This window comes from Bradyrhizobium sp. AUGA SZCCT0169, assembly GCF_018130085.1.
In the GTDB taxonomy this organism is placed as follows: Bacteria; Pseudomonadota; Alphaproteobacteria; order Rhizobiales; family Xanthobacteraceae; genus Bradyrhizobium.
Genome location: NZ_JAFCMC010000025.1, coordinates 54,189 through 70,542, shown reverse-complemented (window position 1 = coordinate 70,542; position 16,354 = coordinate 54,189). Strand labels below are relative to the sequence as shown.

Sequence of the window (16,354 nt, the reverse complement as noted above, 5' to 3'; positions counted from 1 at the left end):
ATGCTGCGTGGTCACGGCGAGCGATCTCGCCAGGCGGCTTATTGCAGCGTCCGCCGGCCGCGGCAATATCGGTTTTCGGGACGCTGCCGCGAGCAGTCATGCGTTGGCTTTTGCTGGCTGTCTGGGGCTGCGCTCTGGATCAAAAAACCGAGCAATCTGACCTGGCTTGGAAGGAGTTCTCGCTAAATATCTGATCTAATTGTAGATATAAATATTCCATAATATACCTTATGCGAATCTAGGATATTGCGCATCAGGCACGAGGCGGCACGGCTATGCCGCTCGAAGCCCGTTCCTATCGTCCTTTGAACGTCGGCTTCCGCCGCTCCAGGAACGCCGCGACACCTTCCTTGTGATCTTCGCTCAGGCTCGCCAGCGCGAACTGGTCGACGTCCATATGGCTGGTGAGATCGTCGAGCGCGTGGGTGAGCCGGTTGACGGTCAGCTTGGTCATGGCGACCGACAGCGGCGGCTGGGCGGCGACCTTGGCTGCGAGCGCCATGGCGGCGTCGAACGCCTGGCCGGGTTCGGCGACCTCCTCGACCAGCCGCCATTCATAGGCCTCGGCTGCCGTAATGCGGTGGTCGGCCAGGATCACGGCCTGCTTGGTCCGGGCCGGTCCCATCAGGTGCAGCATGCGCGGCACGCTCTGCCAGCTCATGTTCATGCCGAGCCCGATCTCGGGCACGCGCATGTGGGCGTCGCGGGCCATGACGCGGAAATCCAGCGCCACCGCCAGCGCGACGCCGCCGCCGACGCAGAAGCCTTCGATGGCGCCGATCGTGATCTGTTCCATGTCCTGCCAGGCCCGCGTCAGGCGTGGCCCGAGCTTCAGATGGCGGCGCAGGGTGCCGAGGTCCATGGTTTTCCGCGCCCGGCCCTCGGGATCCTTGAGATCAAAGCCGGCCGTGAACGCCTTGGCGGCGCCGGTCAGCACCACGACCGAGGTCGCGCCGTCATCTTCAAAACTGCGGGCGGCATCGGTAAGCTGGCGCATCGCCTCCGGCGACATCGCGTTGATGCCATCGCCGCGGTCGACACGCACGACCGCGATGCGGCCGTCAGGCCCAAGGCCTTTTTCAATGGCGACAAACCTGGTCATGCGGCGTCTCCCTGCCCGTTATTTTTGAGAACCTTAACGCACAAATGCGCGGTCGGCCCGCGCGCTGTTTGCATGCCGGCCCCTCCTGCCCGGCGGTGCAACCGGCAGCGTCTGAGCTCACAAATGGCCGGTACGCTGATGGTCAGGTTTGCCTCCCGGCACCGGAAAGCGGATCGTGGTGCCAAGCGTGATCCAGTTGGCGTTTTCGCCCGATATATTGTGGCCAAAGATCAGGTCGACCGAGAATATGTCGTTCGGCCGGTACCGAATGCCGGTCTGAAACCGCGGCCGGACCGCACTGGGCTCGTCCGACCGGCCGGCCTGGCCGTACGCTTCGATGGTCCACTGCAACGTGTCCGAGAGTTTCCAGTCAAAGCCGGCGCCATAGACCAGGTAATGCCGGTCGGCCATGCGGTCCCACATCCAGCCGCCGTTGAGATTAATCCGCATCGTCTCGGACAGCCTGTACGTCACCGGCACGACCGCGAACGCTGTGAGGTTATCTCCGGTCAACGCGTCGAATGATCCGCCTGCATAAAACGACAGGCCGAACCTTCCCACGCCGGTCGGAATGAAGTTCCACTTGGCCTTGGGCGTGAGGCTGGTGCTCCAGTCGCCGTCGCTGCGCGACCGGACGGTCTGCATGCTTAATTCCACCGGCCTGAAAATATTGACCGCGCAGGATGGATTGGCCACGGCTGTAAAATCCGTGTTGGTCGCCGCCTGCAGCCAGCTCTCGACCTTGCAGGATCCGGCCTCGGCAATGTCGGCGGCGTCGACCGCATAGGCGCCGTTCGCGGCGCGCGCATCGCCAGCCGGAAGCCAAATCGGAAGCCAGGCCGAAATGGCCGCTGCCGCCGCGATTGCGATGCGCCCCGCCCCAATCCCCATGGCCAAATGCTAACAGAGTCTTCGCCTCGACATAGCCCGGATTTTGCGACTATCTTGGCCGCATGACAGGCCATGACCACGACCACCACGACCATCACCACGATCACGACCATTCGGAATTGTCGGAGACCGAGCTGCGGGTGCGCGCGCTGGAATCGATCCTGACCGAAAAGGGCTATGTCGATCCGGCCTCGCTCGATCTTTTGATCGACCTGTATGAAAAGAAGATCGGTCCGCGCAACGGCATCCGCGTTGTCGCAAAAGCCTGGAGCGATCCGGCCTATCACGCGCGGCTGATGAAGGATGCGACGGCGGCGATCGCCGAGCTCGACTATAGCGGGCGACAAGGCGAGCACATGGTGGTGGTCGAGAACACACCCGAACAGCACAACATGGTCGTCTGCACGCTCTGCTCCTGCTATCCGCATCCGGTGCTCGGGCTGCCGCCGGTGTGGTACAAATCCGCGCCCTACCGTTCCCGCGCCGTCTCCGATCCGCGCGGCGTGTTGCAGGATTTTGGTGTCACCCTGCCCGAGAAAACAAAGATCCGCGTCTGGGATTCGACCGCGGAAATCCGCTACCTCGTGCTGCCGATGCGGCCCAAAGGCACGGACGGCTGGAGCGCCGAGCAGCTCGCCGAACTCGTTACCCGCGACAGCATGATCGGCACCGGATTGCCGAGGCAGCCCGGCGAGGCCGCCTGATGGACGGCGCGCACGACATGGGCGGCGCCAAAGGGTTTGGGCCCGTCGTACCCGAACCGAACGAGCCGGTTTTTCACGGCGAATGGGAGCGCCGCGCCTTCGCGCTGACGGTTGCGATGTCGCGTCCCGGCGGCTGGAACATCGACATGTCGCGCTTTGCGCGCGAGAACCGTCCGCCCGAGGATTACCTCAGCAAGAGCTATTTCCAGATCTGGCTGGCCGGTCTGGAAACGTTGATGATCGAACGCGGACTGGTGACATCAGAGGAAATCGAGGCCGGCAAGGTGCTCTCGCCGCCCAAGCCCGACGTCAAGACCCTGCCCCCGCAGGACGTCGTGCCGACGATCCGGCGTGGCGCCTCGACCGAACGCCCGGCAACGTCGCCTGCGCTGTTCGCGGTCGGCGAAACGGTGCGGATGAAAGAGATCCATCCGCAGACGCATACGCGGCTGCCGCAATATGTCCGCGGGCATCTCGGCACGATCGAGCTCAATCACGGGTGCCATGTGTTTGCCGATCTCAATTCGCTCGGCGTCGGCGAGAACCCGCAATGGCTCTACACCGTGCGGTTCGACGGACCGGAATTGTGGGGCAAGGACACCGACCCGACGCTCAGCATTTCAGTCGACGCCTGGGAATCCTATCTGGAGCGCGCGTGATGAATTTGACCCCGCAACAGGCGATGCGGGCGGCCGTTGCCGTCCCCGGCGTGCCCCGCGACGAGGATGGCCCGGTGTTCCGGGAGCCCTGGGAGGCCCGCGCCTTCGCCATGGCGCTCGCACTGCACGAGGCCGGGGTGTTCACCTGGAAGGAATGGGCGGAGACGCTGGGCTCAGAGATCAAGCGCGCCCAGGCCGCCGGCGATCCCGATACGGGCGAGACCTATTACCAGCACTGGCTGGCGACGCTGGAGACGCTGGTCGCCGCCAAGGGCGTCACGACGTCGGATGTCCTGCACCGCTATCGCGACGCGTGGGATCACGCCGCCGACCGCACCCCGCATGGTGCGCCGATCAAGCTGACGCCGGGTGATTTCGGTTAGCCTCGCGTCTGCGCCCTTTGAGGCCCGTCATTTCCAACGCGTCGATCGCCCGCGATCGGCCGACGGTGCTGAACCATCCAATCAATGGATCATTCGATCCAATAATTAATCTGTCGCGGCATCGGTCCCTGTTTACTTCGCCAATCCGGGCTGCATAGTCTAATCAGGAAAATAAGGCTGTCGGCCAACGATGCCGGCAACGACAAATAAAACATCGAGGGAGGACGATCATGAAGCGAAGAGATTTTCTCGGAGCTGGCGCCGCGACGTTTGCTTTGGCTGCCACGGGCGGCATCGGCAGTGCGGGACGCGCGTTTGCCCAGACCAAGATGGTCATCAGAGCATCGGACGTTCATCCGCTCGGCTACCCGACGGTCGAAGCCGTGGTGCGCATGGGCAAGAAGCTGGAAAAAGCCACCGACGGCCGCCTTACCATTCAGATGTTCCCGTCGATGCAGCTTGGCGGCGAAAAGGAGATGATCGAGCAGGCCCAGCTCGGCGCGCTGCAGATGGCGCGGATTTCCGTCGGCGCCGTCGGCCCGGTCGTGGACGACGTCAATGTCTTCAACATGCCGTTCGTGTTCCGCGATTCCAAGCACATGGAAGCGGTGATCGATGGTGAGATCGGCGACGAGCTGCTGGCGAAGATTTCGGCGAACGAGAAGACCAATCTGATCGCACTGTGCTGGATGAATGCGGGCTCGCGCAACATCTACAACAGCAAACGGCCGATCAAGACGATGGCGGATTTGAAGGGCCTCAAGGTCCGCATGATGGGCAACCCGCTGTTCGTCGATACGATGAACGCGCTTGGCGGCAACGGTGTCGCCCTGGGCTTCGACCAGGTCTTCAGTTCGATGCAGACCGGCGTGATCGACGGCGCGGAGAACAACCCGCCCTCCTTCATCGCCCAGAACCACAATCAGGTGGCAAAATACTTCACCATGACCGAGCACCTGATCATCCCCGAACTGCTCGTCTTCTCGAAGATCTCGTGGCAGAAGCTGACGCCTGCGGATCAGGCGCTGATCAAGAAGCTGTCGAAGGAATGCCAGGCCGAACAGCGGGTGCTGTGGCACGAGGCGGAGAAGGTTGCGATCGACAAAATGAAGGCCGCCGGCACCGAGATGATCATGGACGTCGACAAGAAGCCCTGGCGCGATGCGGTCAAGCCGGTGTGGGACAAGTACGGCGCCAAATACGCCGAGATGGTCAAGCGCATCGACGCCGTGAAATAGGGCTTGGCGAATGAGTACGCAGTCCGGCGTGGCCGGCGATCCCGGAGCCGGGCTGTTCCGCAGCGCCATGAATGCGGTCTACTGGACCGCCGCCGCGATTGCGTGCGTGGCGCTGGTCCTGGTCTCCGCGATCATTCCCTGGGCGGTTTACACCCGCTATGTCCTGAACAGCGCCTCGTCCTGGCCTGAGCCGCTGGCCGTCTTGCTGACGGTCGGCATCACCTTCATCGGCGCCGCGAATTGCTATCGCCAGCGCATCCACATGAACATGACCGTGGGCACCGATCTCCTGCCCCCTCGCCTGCGCGGGGCAGCCGCCGTGATCAGTGAGCTGCTGATGGGTGCCGTGGCGGTTTTCATGATGGTGTGGGGCATGAAGCTCGCGCTGGCGACCTGGGGGAATTCAGTCGATGAGTTTCCCTGGCTTTCCGTCGGCATCACTTACCTGCCGATCCCGATCAGCGGCGCGATGATGCTGCTGTTCGTGATCGAACGGCTGACCATCGGGCCTCCGCCGTCAAGCGGCGGCGATCCCCACGTCCCTATCGAATAGCGTTTCTCTTCCAGCACGGACGTCCGATGGATATCGCGGTTCTCCTTCTCAGCATGTGTGTGTTCTTCGCCATCGGCATGCCGATCGCCTATGCTATGGCGCTGTCCGCACTGGTCGGCGCGCTGTGGATCGACCTCCCGGTTGCCGCGGTCATGCAGCAACTGGCCAGCGGCGTCGGCAAGGTATCGATGCTGACCATTCCGTTTTTTGTCCTCGCCGGCGCGATCATGGCCGAGGGTGGCATGGCACGGCGGTTGGTGGACTTTGCCGCCGTCATCGTCGGCTTCACGCGCATGCGCGGCGGGCTGTCGCAAGTCAATATTCTTGCCACCACGATCATGAGCGGCATCTCCGGATCTTCCGTCGCCGATACGTCCGCGATCGGCTCAGTCATGATCCCGCAGATGGCCAAGAAGGGTTACCCCCGCGTCTTCGCAACCAACGTCACCATCAGCGCCTCGCTGCAGGCCATCGTCGTTCCGCCGAGCCACAACGCCGTGATCTATTCGCTGGCGACCGGCGGTGTCGTCTCGATCACGAGCCTGTTCCTGGCGGGAATCCTGCCCGGCTTGCTGCTGGGCTTTTCGCTGATGCTGTTGTGCTTGTTCTACGCCTATCGCGACAAGCATCCGAAGGGCGAGCCGGTGCCGATCCGGCAAGCTGCCAAAATGCTGGTCGAAGCCCTCTGGGGCATCGTGACGCTGGTGATCGTGCTCGGCGGCATCCTCACGGGCGTCTTTACGCCGATCGAGGCCGGCGCCGTGGCCTGCGTCTGGGCGTTCTTCGTCACCATGTTCATCTACCGCGACTACAAATGGTCGGAACTGCCGCAGCTGGCCTACCGGACGCTGCAGACCGTGGCCATGGTGCTGACACTGGTCGCCACCGCATCCTGCTTCGGCTACATTGCCGCCGTGATGCAGATGCCCGCCAAGATGACGGAATTCTTCGTCGCGATTTCAGCCAACAAATACGTGCTGCTGATGTGGCTCAACATCATGCTGCTGGTGCTGGGCACCGCGCTCGATCTCGCGCCGCTGTTGCTGATCTGTACCCCGATCCTGCTGCCGGTGGTCAAGAGCTTCGGCATCGATCCCGTGCATTTCGGCATCGTCATGCTGCTCAATCTGGGCATCGGGCTGTTGACGCCGCCGGTGGGCACGACGCTGTTCGTCGGTTGCGCGATCGGCAAGGTTTCGGTCGACGATATTATGCGCGAAATCTGGCCGTTCTACTACGTGATGTTCGCGGTGCTGATGCTCGTGACCTACATCCCGGCGATCTCGCTGTGGTTGCCGCACTCGTTCGGATTTCACTAGCGCTTACGTGCCGGCATATTCGCGCCAGCCCTTGGCGCGCAACGCGCAGGCCGGGCATTCGCCGCAGCCATAGCCCCAATCGTGCTGGTCGCCCCGCTCGCCGAGATAACAGGTGTGGGAATGTTCGCGGATCAGGTCGACCAGCCCCGCCCCGCCGAGGTCATGTGCGAGCTTCCAGGTCGAGGCCTTGTCCAGCCACATCAGCGGCGTGTGCAGTTCGAATTGTCTGGCCATGCCGAGATTGAGCGCGGACTGCAGCGCCTTGATGGTCTCGTCACGGCAGTCCGGGTAGCCGGAATAATCCGTCTCGCACATGCCGCCGATGATGTGGCGGATGCCGCGCCGGTACGCCAGCGCCGCTGCGAAGGTCAGGAACACGAGATTGCGGCCGGGAACGAATGTATTGGGCAGTCCGTCCTCGCCCATCGCGATCGCGACATCGCGCGTCAGCGCGGTGTCGGAAATCTCCGCCAGCGTCGGAATCTCGAGCGTATGGCTCTCGCCGAGCCTCGAAGCCCAGTCCGGCCGCAATGATTTGATGCCCGATAGCAGACGATCCCGGCACCCAAGCTCAATTGCGTGACGCTGGCCGTAGCTGAATCCCAGCATTTCGACCCGCGCGAAGCGCTGCAGGGCCCAGGCCAGGCAGGTGGTGGAATCCTGTCCGCCGGAAAACAGCACCAGCGCGGTTTCGGATTGGGACGGATCGCTCATGGAGCCCCATTACCATCCCCGGGCGCGCAGGCCAATCGGTGGAAATCAACCCGGTTTCGGCGCGTTCCGCTGGGATCGGTCCGCCGCTTGCGGCATAAAGCCGTGTCTTTCCTCTCCTGGCGTCGGTACACCCATGACCCCTTCCCGCGATATTTCCCGGCTGATCGAAATCATGGCGGCGCTGCGCACGCCGGTCACCGGTTGCCCGTGGGATCTCGAACAGAACTTTGCGACGATCGTGCCTTACACCATCGAGGAGGCCTATGAGGTCGCCGACGCCATCACCCGCGGCGATTTCGACGATCTGCGCGAGGAACTCGGCGATCTCCTGCTGCAGGTCGTCTATCACGCACGTATGGCCGAGGAACAGAACGCCTTTGCTTTCGGCGACGTGGTCGAGGCGATCACGAAAAAGATGATCCGGCGGCACCCGCACGTCTTTGCCGACAAGGACGGCAACATCCAGCCGGCCGGCGTCAAGAGCGCCTGGGAGCGCATCAAGGCCGAGGAGAAGGCCGAACGCGCCGCGCGCCGGCCGCCGGATCCGGCCGGCCCCACATCGTTGCTGTCGAGCGTCAAGGCCGGCCAGCCCGCCTTGACGCGCGCGATGGAATTGCAGCGCAAGGCCTCGACCGTCGGCTTCGACTGGAACGACCCTCGGGCCGTGCTGCACAAGATCCGCGAAGAGGCTGACGAGATCGAGGCCGCGCTCGACAAGGGCGATGCGGAAGAGCTCGCAAGCGAGACCGGCGATCTCCTGTTCGCCCTGGTCAATCTGGCGCGGCATGTCGGCGCCGATCCCGAAGCAGCGCTGCGCGGCACCAACGCGAAATTCGAGCGCCGCTTTGCGTACATCGAACGCGCGTTGGCGGCGAACGGACGTTCATTAGAAGTGGCGACACTGGAAGAGATGGACGCGCTGTGGAATGAGGCGAAACGCAAGGAGCGGTCGGCCGCCCGCTGAACCCATACAGTGGGCATGCACGAAGTCGTGAACGGGCAGTCCTTCAGGTGGTGATTGTTCGACACCGTCTTACTCGTCCTTGGGGTATCGATAATGACGATCCCGGAGGGGCAGCATGACTGCGAACAGATCAGAGGAAATCAAAATACGCCGTTTGATTGAAGAATGGGCTCTTGGGGTACGCTCCCGCGAAATAGAGGCCGTCCTCGCTCACCACACCGGCGATATGGTGATGTTCGACGTGCCGCCGCCTGTCGAATTGCGCGGCATTGACGCCTATCGAAATTCGTGGACTGCGTTCTTCAACTGGCTCGAAGAAGGAAGCGGCATGTTCGAGATCGCTCAGCTCGATGTAAAAGCTGGCGACACCGTCGCATTCGCCACGGCATTACTCCGGTGCGGAACAAGAGCCTCGCTGGAGCAGGACAGCACACCCCAGCTGCGCCTGACTGTCGGCTTGCGGAAAGTTGACGGTGCATGGAAAATCGCGCACGAACACCATTCGTTTCCCGCCGAGCCATAGTGCGCCAGGAACACGATGAGCTTCAAGCCACATGCGGCACGGCCGCAAAGCGGCTGACCACGATATCGCGTTTGGTTTCGTCGACCCGCACCGTCATGTCGAACCGCTCGCCGTGAAGCTCCTTGGTGAGCACTTCGGCGTTACGATGCAGCCAGCTGATGCCGGCGCCATCGGAGGCGTCGATCGACAGATCGAGCGTCATCCGGAAGGCGGCGAGCCGATCCTCGATCGCGGTCAGCAGCGTCTCGATCCCCTCGCCGGTCTCGGCGGATACCAGGAAGCACGGCCGCTCTTCTGGCCGGCGCGCGGCGATGTTGCGCAGGTTGTCACGCTCCTCGGGATCGAAGCGATCGATCTTGTTCCAGACTTCGAGGATGCGCGCGCCTGCGTCCGGGTCGATCCCGAGCTGGCGCAGCACGGCATCGACGTCGCGCTCCTGTGCCTCTGCGTCCTCGTGCGAGATGTCGCGGACGTGCAGGATGATGTCCGCTTCCAGCACCTCTTCCAGCGTGGCGCGAAACGCGGCCACCAGTTGCGTCGGCAGGTTGGAAATGAATCCGACCGTGTCCGACAGCATCGCCTTGCCGCCATGCGGCAGGCTCAGCGCGCGCAATGTAGGATCCAGTGTAGCAAACAGCATATCGGCGGCCTGGACGTCGGCGCGGGTCAGGCGGTTGAACAGCGTCGACTTGCCGGCGTTGGTGTAGCCGACCAGCGCGACCACGCGATACGGCACCCGCTGGCGGCCAGCACGATGCAGCCGTCGCGTCGCCTGCACCTTCTTGATTTCGTTCTCAAGGCGCGTGATGCGGTCGCCGATCAGGCGTCGGTCGGCCTCGATCTGGGTCTCTCCTGGGCCGCCCATGAAGCCGAAGCCGCCGCGCTGGCGCTCCAGATGGGTCCATGATCGCACCAGCCGGCTGCGCTGATAATTCAGATGCGCAAGCTCGACCTGCAGCGAGCCTTCCTTGGTCTTGGCGCGACGGCCGAAGATTTCCAGGATCAGCCCGGTACGGTCGAGCACCTTGGTGTCCCAGGCCTTCTCGAGATTACGCTGCTGGATCGGCGACAATGCGCAGTCCATCACCACGAGTTCAATGTCGTGGCCTTTGATGAGGCCGAGGATCTCCTCGACCTTGCCCTTGCCGAGATAGGTGGCAGGCCTGATCTGGCTGATCGGAGCAATCAGGGAATCGGCGACCGACAGGTCGATGGCGCGCGCCAGACCTGCGGCCTCCTCCAGCCGCGCCTCGGAATCGCGCACAGCCTCGTTCGCTTGCGCATCGACATCGCCGCGGCGCATACGCAAATAAGGACCGATGACGATCACCCGCCCGGTCTGTTTGCCCCCCGCCGACCGCGGACGGTCGGCGCCCCCTTCACGATTGAGGGGTTCCAATCAGGTCACTCTCAAGCCGGAGCATCCTCACCGCCTTCGAACAACTGGATCGGAGCGCCCGGCATGATGGTCGAGATCGCGTGCTTGTATACAAGCTGCGAGTGACCGTCGCGCCGAAGCAGCAGGCAGAAATTGTCGAACCAGGTGACAATCCCCTGCAGCTTTACTCCGTTGACCAGAAAGATCGTTAGTGGCGTTTTGGTTTTGCGAACGTGATTTAGGAAGGTGTCTTGTAGGTTTTGTGCGCGGTCTGCCGCCATTGTTTTTGTCCCGCCGTCTTGTGCTTCTTTTTGTTAACCGGTTGTTGCTCTCTGACGGAGCCTGCCCCGGCTGCCGGCTTCCCCTGAGATCCCCCTCCGGTCGGCTCGGCAGTTCGATTAGAGGGTACGCGCGGTTTTTAGGCAAGCCAGTTCGCGCGTCACCCACGCGGAACCTAGTGACCATTCTCCGTAGAACTCCGGAAAGAGATGAATATTCTCAAGCAACTGCATGGATCGGTGGCGTAGAATCGCTTGCGGCCGCCGCCCGGCTAGCACGCGAATAAGCGATGCAAATAGCTTTCGCGCAACACGTGCTCAACCAACTCCGAGCGCCTTGAGCTTGCGATGCAGGGCCGACCGCTCCATGCCGACGAATTCCGCCGTGCGAGAGATGTTGCCCGAGAACCGGCTGATCTGGGCAATCAGATAGTCGCGCTCGAACACTTCGCGCGCTTCGCGCAGTGGCAAGCCCATGATGTGTTCGCCATTGTTGCTGGTCGGCATGGCCGGCACCATCGAGCCGACGTCCTGCGGCAACATGTCGGCGGTGACGATCGCTTCCGGACCGCCGCCGGCCAGGATCATCACCCGCTCGACGTTGTTGCGGAGTTGGCGGACGTTGCCGGGCCAGACATGCGACTGCAGCACCGCCATGGCATCCTGGCCGATCTGGCGTTTCGGCAGGCCGGTCGCGATCGAAATCTGATCCATGAAGTAGTCGATCAGTTCGGGAATATCTTCGCGGCGTTCCGACAGCGGGGGCACCCGGATCGGCACCACCGATAGCCGGTGATAAAGGTCCTCGCGGAAGCGCCCTTCGGATATCTCCTCTTCCAGATTACGCGCGGTCGAGGAGATGATGCGGACGTCGACATGGACCTTGGCGGTGCCGCCGGAGCGCTGGAAGGTCTGATCGACCAGCACGCGCAGGATCTTGTTCTGGGTTTCGCGCGGCATGTCGGCGATTTCGTCGATGAACAGCGTGCCGCCATGGGCCTCTTCGAGTGCGCCGGCCTTGCGCGCCTGTTCGCCATTGGTCTGCTCGACCCCGAACATTTCGACTTCCATCCGCTCCGGCGTGATCGCCGCTGCGTTGATGACGACGAACGGCCCTTCGGCGCGGCTCGATGCGTGATGCAGCGTCCGCGCCGCCAGCTCCTTGCCTGAACCGGGAGGGCCGACGATCAGAATGCGGCTGTTGGCCTTGGCTGCCCGGTCGATGGTCTGGCGCAGCTGGTTCATGCAGGCGGAGCGCCCGGTCAGAACGCTAGCAGCCGGAGCCAGTTGCTTGAGTTCTTTTACCTCGCGCTTGAGGCGCGAGGTCTCCAGCGCCCGTGTCGCCACCAGGATCAGGCGGTCCGATTTGAAGGGCTTTTCGATGAAGTCATAGGCGCCGCGCTTGATCGCGGCGACGGCCGTTTCGATGTTGCCGTGGCCGGAGATCATCACCACGGGCACGTCGGCGTGATCCTTTTTGATTTGCTCGAGCAATTGCAGGCCGTCGAGCTTGGAGCCCTGCAGCCAGATGTCGAGAAACACCAGATGGGGGCGACGGTTGGCGATCTCGGCGAGCGCCGAATCGCTGTCGCGCGCGGTCCGCGTGCTGAAGCCCTCATCGTCCAGAATGCCCGCAACAAGGTCCCGGATATCTGCTTCGTCGTCGACAATCAGAATGTCACTGGCCATGGGTTACACCTGTCTTGTCAGTTGCCTGTTGCGGCTTTGATTTTTGGTTCATCATTAGTCGCGTTTGCCGCCTCATTGGTTTCGGAAGCCGGCGCTTTTGTTTCGTCGCCCTGCTCTTTTACGGCCGCAGCCGGTTCTTTCGCTTCGGCCTTCGGCGCCTGACCGGAGACGGCAAAGCGCAACCGCATCCATGCCCCGCGCTGCCCCGGCCGGAAGTCAGAGGCATCCTTGAGCTCGATGCGGCCGCCATGGTCTTCCAGCACCCGCCCGACGATCGCAAGCCCAAGCCCGGTGCCTTTCTGCCGCGTCGTCACGTAGGGCTCTAGCAGGCGCGCGCGAGCCGTCTTCGGCAGGCCGATACCGTTGTCGATCACGTCGATCACGATATCGTCGTTCTCTTGCGCGGCGACGACATCGATGCGACCCTTGCCAAGCTCGTCCGGCGGAACCTGCTCGATCGCTTCGGTCGCGTTCTTGATGATGTTGGTCAAAGCCTGCGAAATCAGCCGGCGGTCGAACTGCGCCCGAATCGGGTCTTGCTTGATTTCGGTCTCGATATCGAGGTCGGGATGCCCGACTTTCATCAGGAATACCGCCTGCCGTACGGTATCGGCAACGTCCTCGCCTTCCATCACCGGCTTCGGCATCCGCGCAAAGCGGGAGAACTCGTCGACCATCCGCCTGATGTCGTCGACCTGGCGCACGATGGTGTCGGTGCACTGCTCGAAGATGCCCTTGTCCTCGATAATGACCTTGCCGAACTTGCGGCGGATACGTTCGGCCGAAAGCTGGATCGGCGTCAGCGGATTCTTGATTTCGTGGGCGATGCGGCGCGCCACGTCGCCCCAGGCCGAGGTGCGCTGCGCAGAAACCAAATCCGTGATGTCGTCGAGCGTGATGATGTAGCTGTCGCGCGATTGCCCGGTCTGTTCGGCGCTGACGCGGACCGACAGATTGCTCTCATGGCCGTCGCGGGTGATGGTGATCTGGCCCTGCACCAGCTTCTGCGTACCCTCGCGGGCGGTTTTCATCATGTCGTCGAGTTCGGGCAGCACGTCCGACAGCGGATGATCGAGCGTTTCCGATTCCACATGACCGATGAGTTTTTCCGCCGAACGGTTCAGGATGCCGACGCTGCCGGAGGCATCGACGCCGATGATGCCGGCGCTGGCCGAGGACAGCACCGCTTCGATGAAACGGCGGCGGCTGTCGATCAGATCGCTGGCGCTGACCAGTTCATCGCGCTGGGTGCGCAGTTCCTGGGTCATCTTGTTGAAAGTCTCGCCCAATTGGGCCAGATCGCCTTCCGATTTATGGACGGGTACCTGGACGTGCAGATCGCCGGTGGAGACGATGTTGGCGGCGCTCATCAAATTACGGATCGGCGCCACCAGCCAGTTGGCAAAGTTCAACCCGATCAGCACTGACGCCATCAGGATCGTAAGCGCGATCACCGCGAACATCAGCGCGAAGGCGACCTGAATGCCGAGCCGGCGTGCTTCGATCTGGGCATATTCGGCGACGCTGGCCTGGGTCTGCCGCAACTGCCCAACCACCCGTGGATCGAGCAGGCGCGCGACGTAGAGGAAGGTATCGTCGAAGGCCCGCAGGCGGACCACCGCGGCGACGTAATTCTCTTCCGGGAAAACCGAAATCTCGGGTTTGTCCTCGCCGACATTGTCGAGCAATTCCTTTGGCGGCGTCGCAAAGGCTTGCCTGATGCCGGTTTGCGCGGACACCACGACGTTGCCTTCCTTGTCGAGCAGCATGGTGCCCGGCAAGTTGCGCTTGGAGGCACTCGCCGTCAGCAATTCCAGAAACGTACGCCGGTCCTGGACGAACAACGGCCACGCGTTGGCGATATCATTGGCCATGCCCAGGATGTCGCCATTGATGAGCTGCGCGTGCTCGTAGGTGTAGGCCCGCGCGATGATCAGCGAATTCTGGATCACCTCCCGCGTCGGGCCCGAGAATAGCCGGTCGAGGCCGCGATCGATGGTGACGTTGGCCACGATCGCCACCAGCACTGCCGGCAGCACGGCAATCACCGAGAACAGACCCACGATCTGGACGTGCAGCCTGGCCGCCGCCTTGCCGCGGCGCCGCGCCTGCACCACCAGCCAGACTTCGCGGATGATGATGGCAACCAGCAACAGGATGCATGCGGCATTGATCAGCAGGAAGGAGTAGACGACGTTGCGCGAAGGTTCGATCGGTGTCAGGCCGCTCAGCACCACAAAGGTCAGGAACGCCGACAGCAGCGCGATCCCGACCGCAAACGGCGCCACCCATTTCCGCAGGATTCCTCCTGTGGATTGGGCAAGCGACGGGTCAAACGTAGGCGCCGAGGTCTCTGCGGTGGTCATTCCGGCAATCGGTGATCTGAAAGGCTTTGTGTCCGCCTGCCGCGGACTGATGCATTCATATCACAATGTTGCCAAATTGCGACAATTCCGCGGCGCGCCCGGCCGCGAAACGTTCTGTACCAGCATTTCGACGAGATCTAACCGGCTAGCCCCCGCTGCGGTAGACCTGAATATCCAGATCCCGGATCTTCTTCCGCAGCGTGTTGCGGTTGAGGCCGAGCAAATCGGCGGCGCGGATTTGGTTGCCCCGTGTCGCCGCGAGCGCCGCCGTGAGCAGCGGCACCTCGATCTCCTTGAGGATGCGATGGTAGAGGCCCGGCGGCGGCACGCCGTTCGGGAAGCCCGAGAAGTGCGACGACAGATAGGCCTCGACCGCACCGCCGAGATTCTCGACGCCGAGCGGCGCATTGCCCCCCGAGGCCACGGCCGGCGGCGCCAACTCGCCGTCGATCACCGAACCCGTGATGACGTCCTGCGGATAGAGCGCAGCGAGCCGGCGTGCGAGATTTTCGAGTTCGCGCACGTTGCCGGGCCAACGGTGCTGCTTGAGCCGCTCCAGCGCCAGCGTGTCCAGCTTCTTGGGCGGCAGCCCGTCTTTCTCGGCGAGCGAGAAGAAATGCCGGATCAGGTCCGGCAGATCCTCGATGCGCTCGCGCAGCGGCGGCAGCCGCAGCGGCACCACGTTGAGACGGAAGAACAGGTCTTCCCGGAACAGGCCTTGCTGGATCAGGATGCGCAGATCCTTGTTGCTCGCCGCCACGATCCGCACGTCGGTCTTGATCGGGGTGCGCCCGCCCACCGTGGTGTATTCGCCCTGCTGCAGTACCCGCAGCAACCTGGTCTGCGCTTCCATCGGCATGTCACCGATTTCGTCGAGAAACAGCGTACCGCCCTCGGCCTGTTCGAATCGGCCGGAAGCCCGCGTATTGGCGCCGGTGAACGCGCCGCGTTCATGGCCGAACAGTTCAGACTCGATCAGATCGCGCGGGATCGCCGCCATGTTGACCGCCACGAAGGGGCCGTTGCGCCGCTTGCCGTAATCATGCAGCGCGCGGGCGACCAGCTCCTTGCCGGTGCCGGACTCGCCGGAGATCATCACGGTAAGGTCGGTCTGCATCAGACGCGCCAGCACGCGGTAGATTTCCTGCATCGCCGGCGAACGGCCGACCAGCGGGATCGAATCGAATTCGCCCTCGTCGGCGGCGCTCGACACCCGCTCCTTCGGCTCCGCCAGCGCCCGGCCGACGATCGTGATCAGCTCCTTCAGGTCGAACGGCTTCGGCAGATATTCATAGGCGCCGCGCTCCGAGGCCCGGATCGCCGTCATGAAGGTGTTCTGTGCGCTCATGACGATGACGGGAAGGTTCGGCCGCATCTTCTTGATCCGCGGCAGCAGGTCGAACGCGTTCTCGTCGGGCATCACGACGTCGGTGATGACGAGGTCGCCCTCGCCCTGGCTCACCCATCGCCACAGCGTCGCCGCGTTTCCGGTCAGGCGCACCTCATATCCGGCGCGCGAGAGAGCCTGGTTTAGAACTGTGCGGATGGCGGTGTCGTCATCAGCGACAAGTATGCTACCTGCGGGCATTGATA

At 62.9% G+C, this 16,354-nt stretch carries 16 protein-coding genes; 8 read left to right on the top strand and 8 right to left on the bottom strand.

Features of this window, described 5'->3' with window-relative positions; translation table 11 throughout:
* Positions 1-295: 295 nt before the first annotated feature.
* A complete protein-coding gene (locus JQ609_RS24420) occupies positions 296-1,102 on the bottom strand; it encodes an enoyl-CoA hydratase/isomerase family protein (protein WP_212275259.1) in 807 nt (268 codons plus the stop codon).
* Positions 1,103-1,219: 117 nt separating this feature from the next.
* Complete coding sequence (locus JQ609_RS24415) at positions 1,220-1,993, bottom strand: hypothetical protein (protein ID WP_249128355.1); 774 nt, start codon at positions 1,991-1,993, stop codon at positions 1,220-1,222.
* A 62-nt stretch (positions 1,994-2,055) separates the two neighbouring features.
* On the opposite strand from JQ609_RS24415, the gene nthA reads away from it, so the two are divergent.
* From nthA to JQ609_RS24385, 6 genes are all read left to right on the top strand, one after another.
* Positions 2,056-2,697, top strand: coding sequence for a nitrile hydratase subunit alpha (gene nthA / locus JQ609_RS24410; protein ID WP_212275257.1), 642 nt, complete (start codon positions 2,056-2,058; stop codon positions 2,695-2,697).
* On the top strand, positions 2,697-3,356 hold the full coding sequence (gene nthB, locus JQ609_RS24405) for a nitrile hydratase subunit beta (RefSeq protein ID WP_212208721.1): 660 nt from the start codon (positions 2,697-2,699) through the stop codon (positions 3,354-3,356). Before nthA ends, nthB begins: the two co-directional genes overlap by 1 nt.
* On the top strand, positions 3,356-3,739 hold the full coding sequence (locus JQ609_RS24400; RefSeq protein WP_212275255.1) for a nitrile hydratase accessory protein: 384 nt from the start codon (positions 3,356-3,358) through the stop codon (positions 3,737-3,739). The genes nthB and JQ609_RS24400 overlap by 1 nt, the downstream gene beginning before the upstream one ends.
* A gap of 230 nt (positions 3,740-3,969) precedes the next feature.
* Positions 3,970-4,977 carry a TRAP transporter substrate-binding protein gene (locus JQ609_RS24395; protein WP_212208724.1) on the top strand — a complete coding sequence of 336 codons (1,008 nt, stop codon included), beginning with the start codon at positions 3,970-3,972 and terminating at the stop codon, positions 4,975-4,977.
* 10 nt (positions 4,978-4,987) lie between these two features.
* A complete protein-coding gene (locus JQ609_RS24390) occupies positions 4,988-5,530 on the top strand; it encodes a TRAP transporter small permease (RefSeq protein WP_212275252.1) in 543 nt (180 codons plus the stop codon).
* Between the two features lie 26 nt (positions 5,531-5,556).
* The gene (locus JQ609_RS24385) at positions 5,557-6,849 is read left to right on the top strand and encodes a TRAP transporter large permease (protein WP_212208728.1); all 1,293 of its coding nucleotides are present in this window, start codon (positions 5,557-5,559) and stop codon (positions 6,847-6,849) included.
* Positions 6,850-6,852: 3 nt separating this feature from the next.
* On the opposite strand, the gene queC is transcribed toward JQ609_RS24385, so the two are convergent.
* Positions 6,853-7,563, bottom strand: coding sequence for a 7-cyano-7-deazaguanine synthase QueC (queC, locus tag JQ609_RS24380; protein WP_212275250.1), 711 nt, complete (start codon positions 7,561-7,563; stop codon positions 6,853-6,855).
* A 133-nt stretch (positions 7,564-7,696) separates the two neighbouring features.
* Between queC and mazG the strand changes: the two genes are divergently transcribed.
* Positions 7,697-8,527, top strand: a complete 831-nt coding sequence (gene mazG / locus JQ609_RS24375) for a nucleoside triphosphate pyrophosphohydrolase (protein WP_212275248.1) — start codon at positions 7,697-7,699, stop codon at positions 8,525-8,527.
* 115 nt (positions 8,528-8,642) lie between these two features.
* Entirely contained in the window at positions 8,643-9,050 is a 408-nt protein-coding gene (locus tag JQ609_RS24370; RefSeq protein WP_212275247.1) for a nuclear transport factor 2 family protein, read from the top strand.
* Between the two features lie 22 nt (positions 9,051-9,072).
* Here JQ609_RS24370 and hflX read toward each other — a convergent pair whose 3' ends face one another.
* The 5 genes from hflX to ntrC all read right to left on the bottom strand — a co-directional run bounded on the left by hflX (position 9,073) and on the right by ntrC (position 16,349).
* Positions 9,073-10,449 (bottom strand): GTPase HflX, encoded by a 1,377-nt coding sequence (gene hflX, locus JQ609_RS24365; RefSeq protein WP_212275246.1) that lies wholly within the window; start codon positions 10,447-10,449, stop codon positions 9,073-9,075.
* 11 nt (positions 10,450-10,460) lie between these two features.
* Positions 10,461-10,709 carry an RNA chaperone Hfq gene (gene hfq, locus JQ609_RS24360; RefSeq protein WP_006020546.1) on the bottom strand — a complete coding sequence of 83 codons (249 nt, stop codon included), beginning with the start codon at positions 10,707-10,709 and terminating at the stop codon, positions 10,461-10,463.
* Between the two features lie 315 nt (positions 10,710-11,024).
* Entirely contained in the window at positions 11,025-12,395 is a 1,371-nt protein-coding gene (locus JQ609_RS24355; protein ID WP_211996903.1) for a sigma-54 dependent transcriptional regulator, read from the bottom strand.
* A gap of 17 nt (positions 12,396-12,412) precedes the next feature.
* Positions 12,413-14,761, bottom strand: coding sequence for a PAS domain-containing sensor histidine kinase (locus JQ609_RS24350; RefSeq protein WP_212275244.1), 2,349 nt, complete (start codon positions 14,759-14,761; stop codon positions 12,413-12,415).
* Between the two features lie 145 nt (positions 14,762-14,906).
* Positions 14,907-16,349, bottom strand: coding sequence for a nitrogen regulation protein NR(I) (gene ntrC, locus JQ609_RS24345; protein ID WP_212275242.1), 1,443 nt, complete (start codon positions 16,347-16,349; stop codon positions 14,907-14,909).
* Positions 16,350-16,354: the final 5 nt, after the last annotated feature.

What these genes read in the sequence shown, in the direction of transcription:
- JQ609_RS24420 (WP_212275259.1), bottom strand. Translation starts at nt 1,102, where the DNA reads ATGACCAGGTTTGTCGCCATTGAAAAAGGCCTTGGGCCTGACGGCCGC.
- JQ609_RS24415 (WP_249128355.1), bottom strand. Translation starts at nt 1,993, where the DNA reads ATGGGGATTGGGGCGGGGCGCATCGCAATCGCGGCGGCAGCGGCCATT.
- nthA (WP_212275257.1), top strand. Translation starts at nt 2,056, where the DNA reads ATGACAGGCCATGACCACGACCACCACGACCATCACCACGATCACGAC.
- nthB (WP_212208721.1), top strand. Translation starts at nt 2,697, where the DNA reads ATGGACGGCGCGCACGACATGGGCGGCGCCAAAGGGTTTGGGCCCGTC.
- JQ609_RS24400 (WP_212275255.1), top strand. Translation starts at nt 3,356, where the DNA reads ATGAATTTGACCCCGCAACAGGCGATGCGGGCGGCCGTTGCCGTCCCC.
- JQ609_RS24395 (WP_212208724.1), top strand. Translation starts at nt 3,970, where the DNA reads ATGAAGCGAAGAGATTTTCTCGGAGCTGGCGCCGCGACGTTTGCTTTG.
- JQ609_RS24390 (WP_212275252.1), top strand. Translation starts at nt 4,988, where the DNA reads ATGAGTACGCAGTCCGGCGTGGCCGGCGATCCCGGAGCCGGGCTGTTC.
- JQ609_RS24385 (WP_212208728.1), top strand. Translation starts at nt 5,557, where the DNA reads ATGGATATCGCGGTTCTCCTTCTCAGCATGTGTGTGTTCTTCGCCATC.
- queC (WP_212275250.1), bottom strand. Translation starts at nt 7,563, where the DNA reads ATGAGCGATCCGTCCCAATCCGAAACCGCGCTGGTGCTGTTTTCCGGC.
- mazG (WP_212275248.1), top strand. Translation starts at nt 7,697, where the DNA reads ATGACCCCTTCCCGCGATATTTCCCGGCTGATCGAAATCATGGCGGCG.
- JQ609_RS24370 (WP_212275247.1), top strand. Translation starts at nt 8,643, where the DNA reads ATGACTGCGAACAGATCAGAGGAAATCAAAATACGCCGTTTGATTGAA.
- hfq (WP_006020546.1), bottom strand. Translation starts at nt 10,709, where the DNA reads ATGGCGGCAGACCGCGCACAAAACCTACAAGACACCTTCCTAAATCAC.
- JQ609_RS24355 (WP_211996903.1), bottom strand. Translation starts at nt 12,395, where the DNA reads ATGGCCAGTGACATTCTGATTGTCGACGACGAAGCAGATATCCGGGAC.
- JQ609_RS24350 (WP_212275244.1), bottom strand. Translation starts at nt 14,761, where the DNA reads ATGACCACCGCAGAGACCTCGGCGCCTACGTTTGACCCGTCGCTTGCC.
- ntrC (WP_212275242.1), bottom strand. Translation starts at nt 16,349, where the DNA reads ATGCCCGCAGGTAGCATACTTGTCGCTGATGACGACACCGCCATCCGC.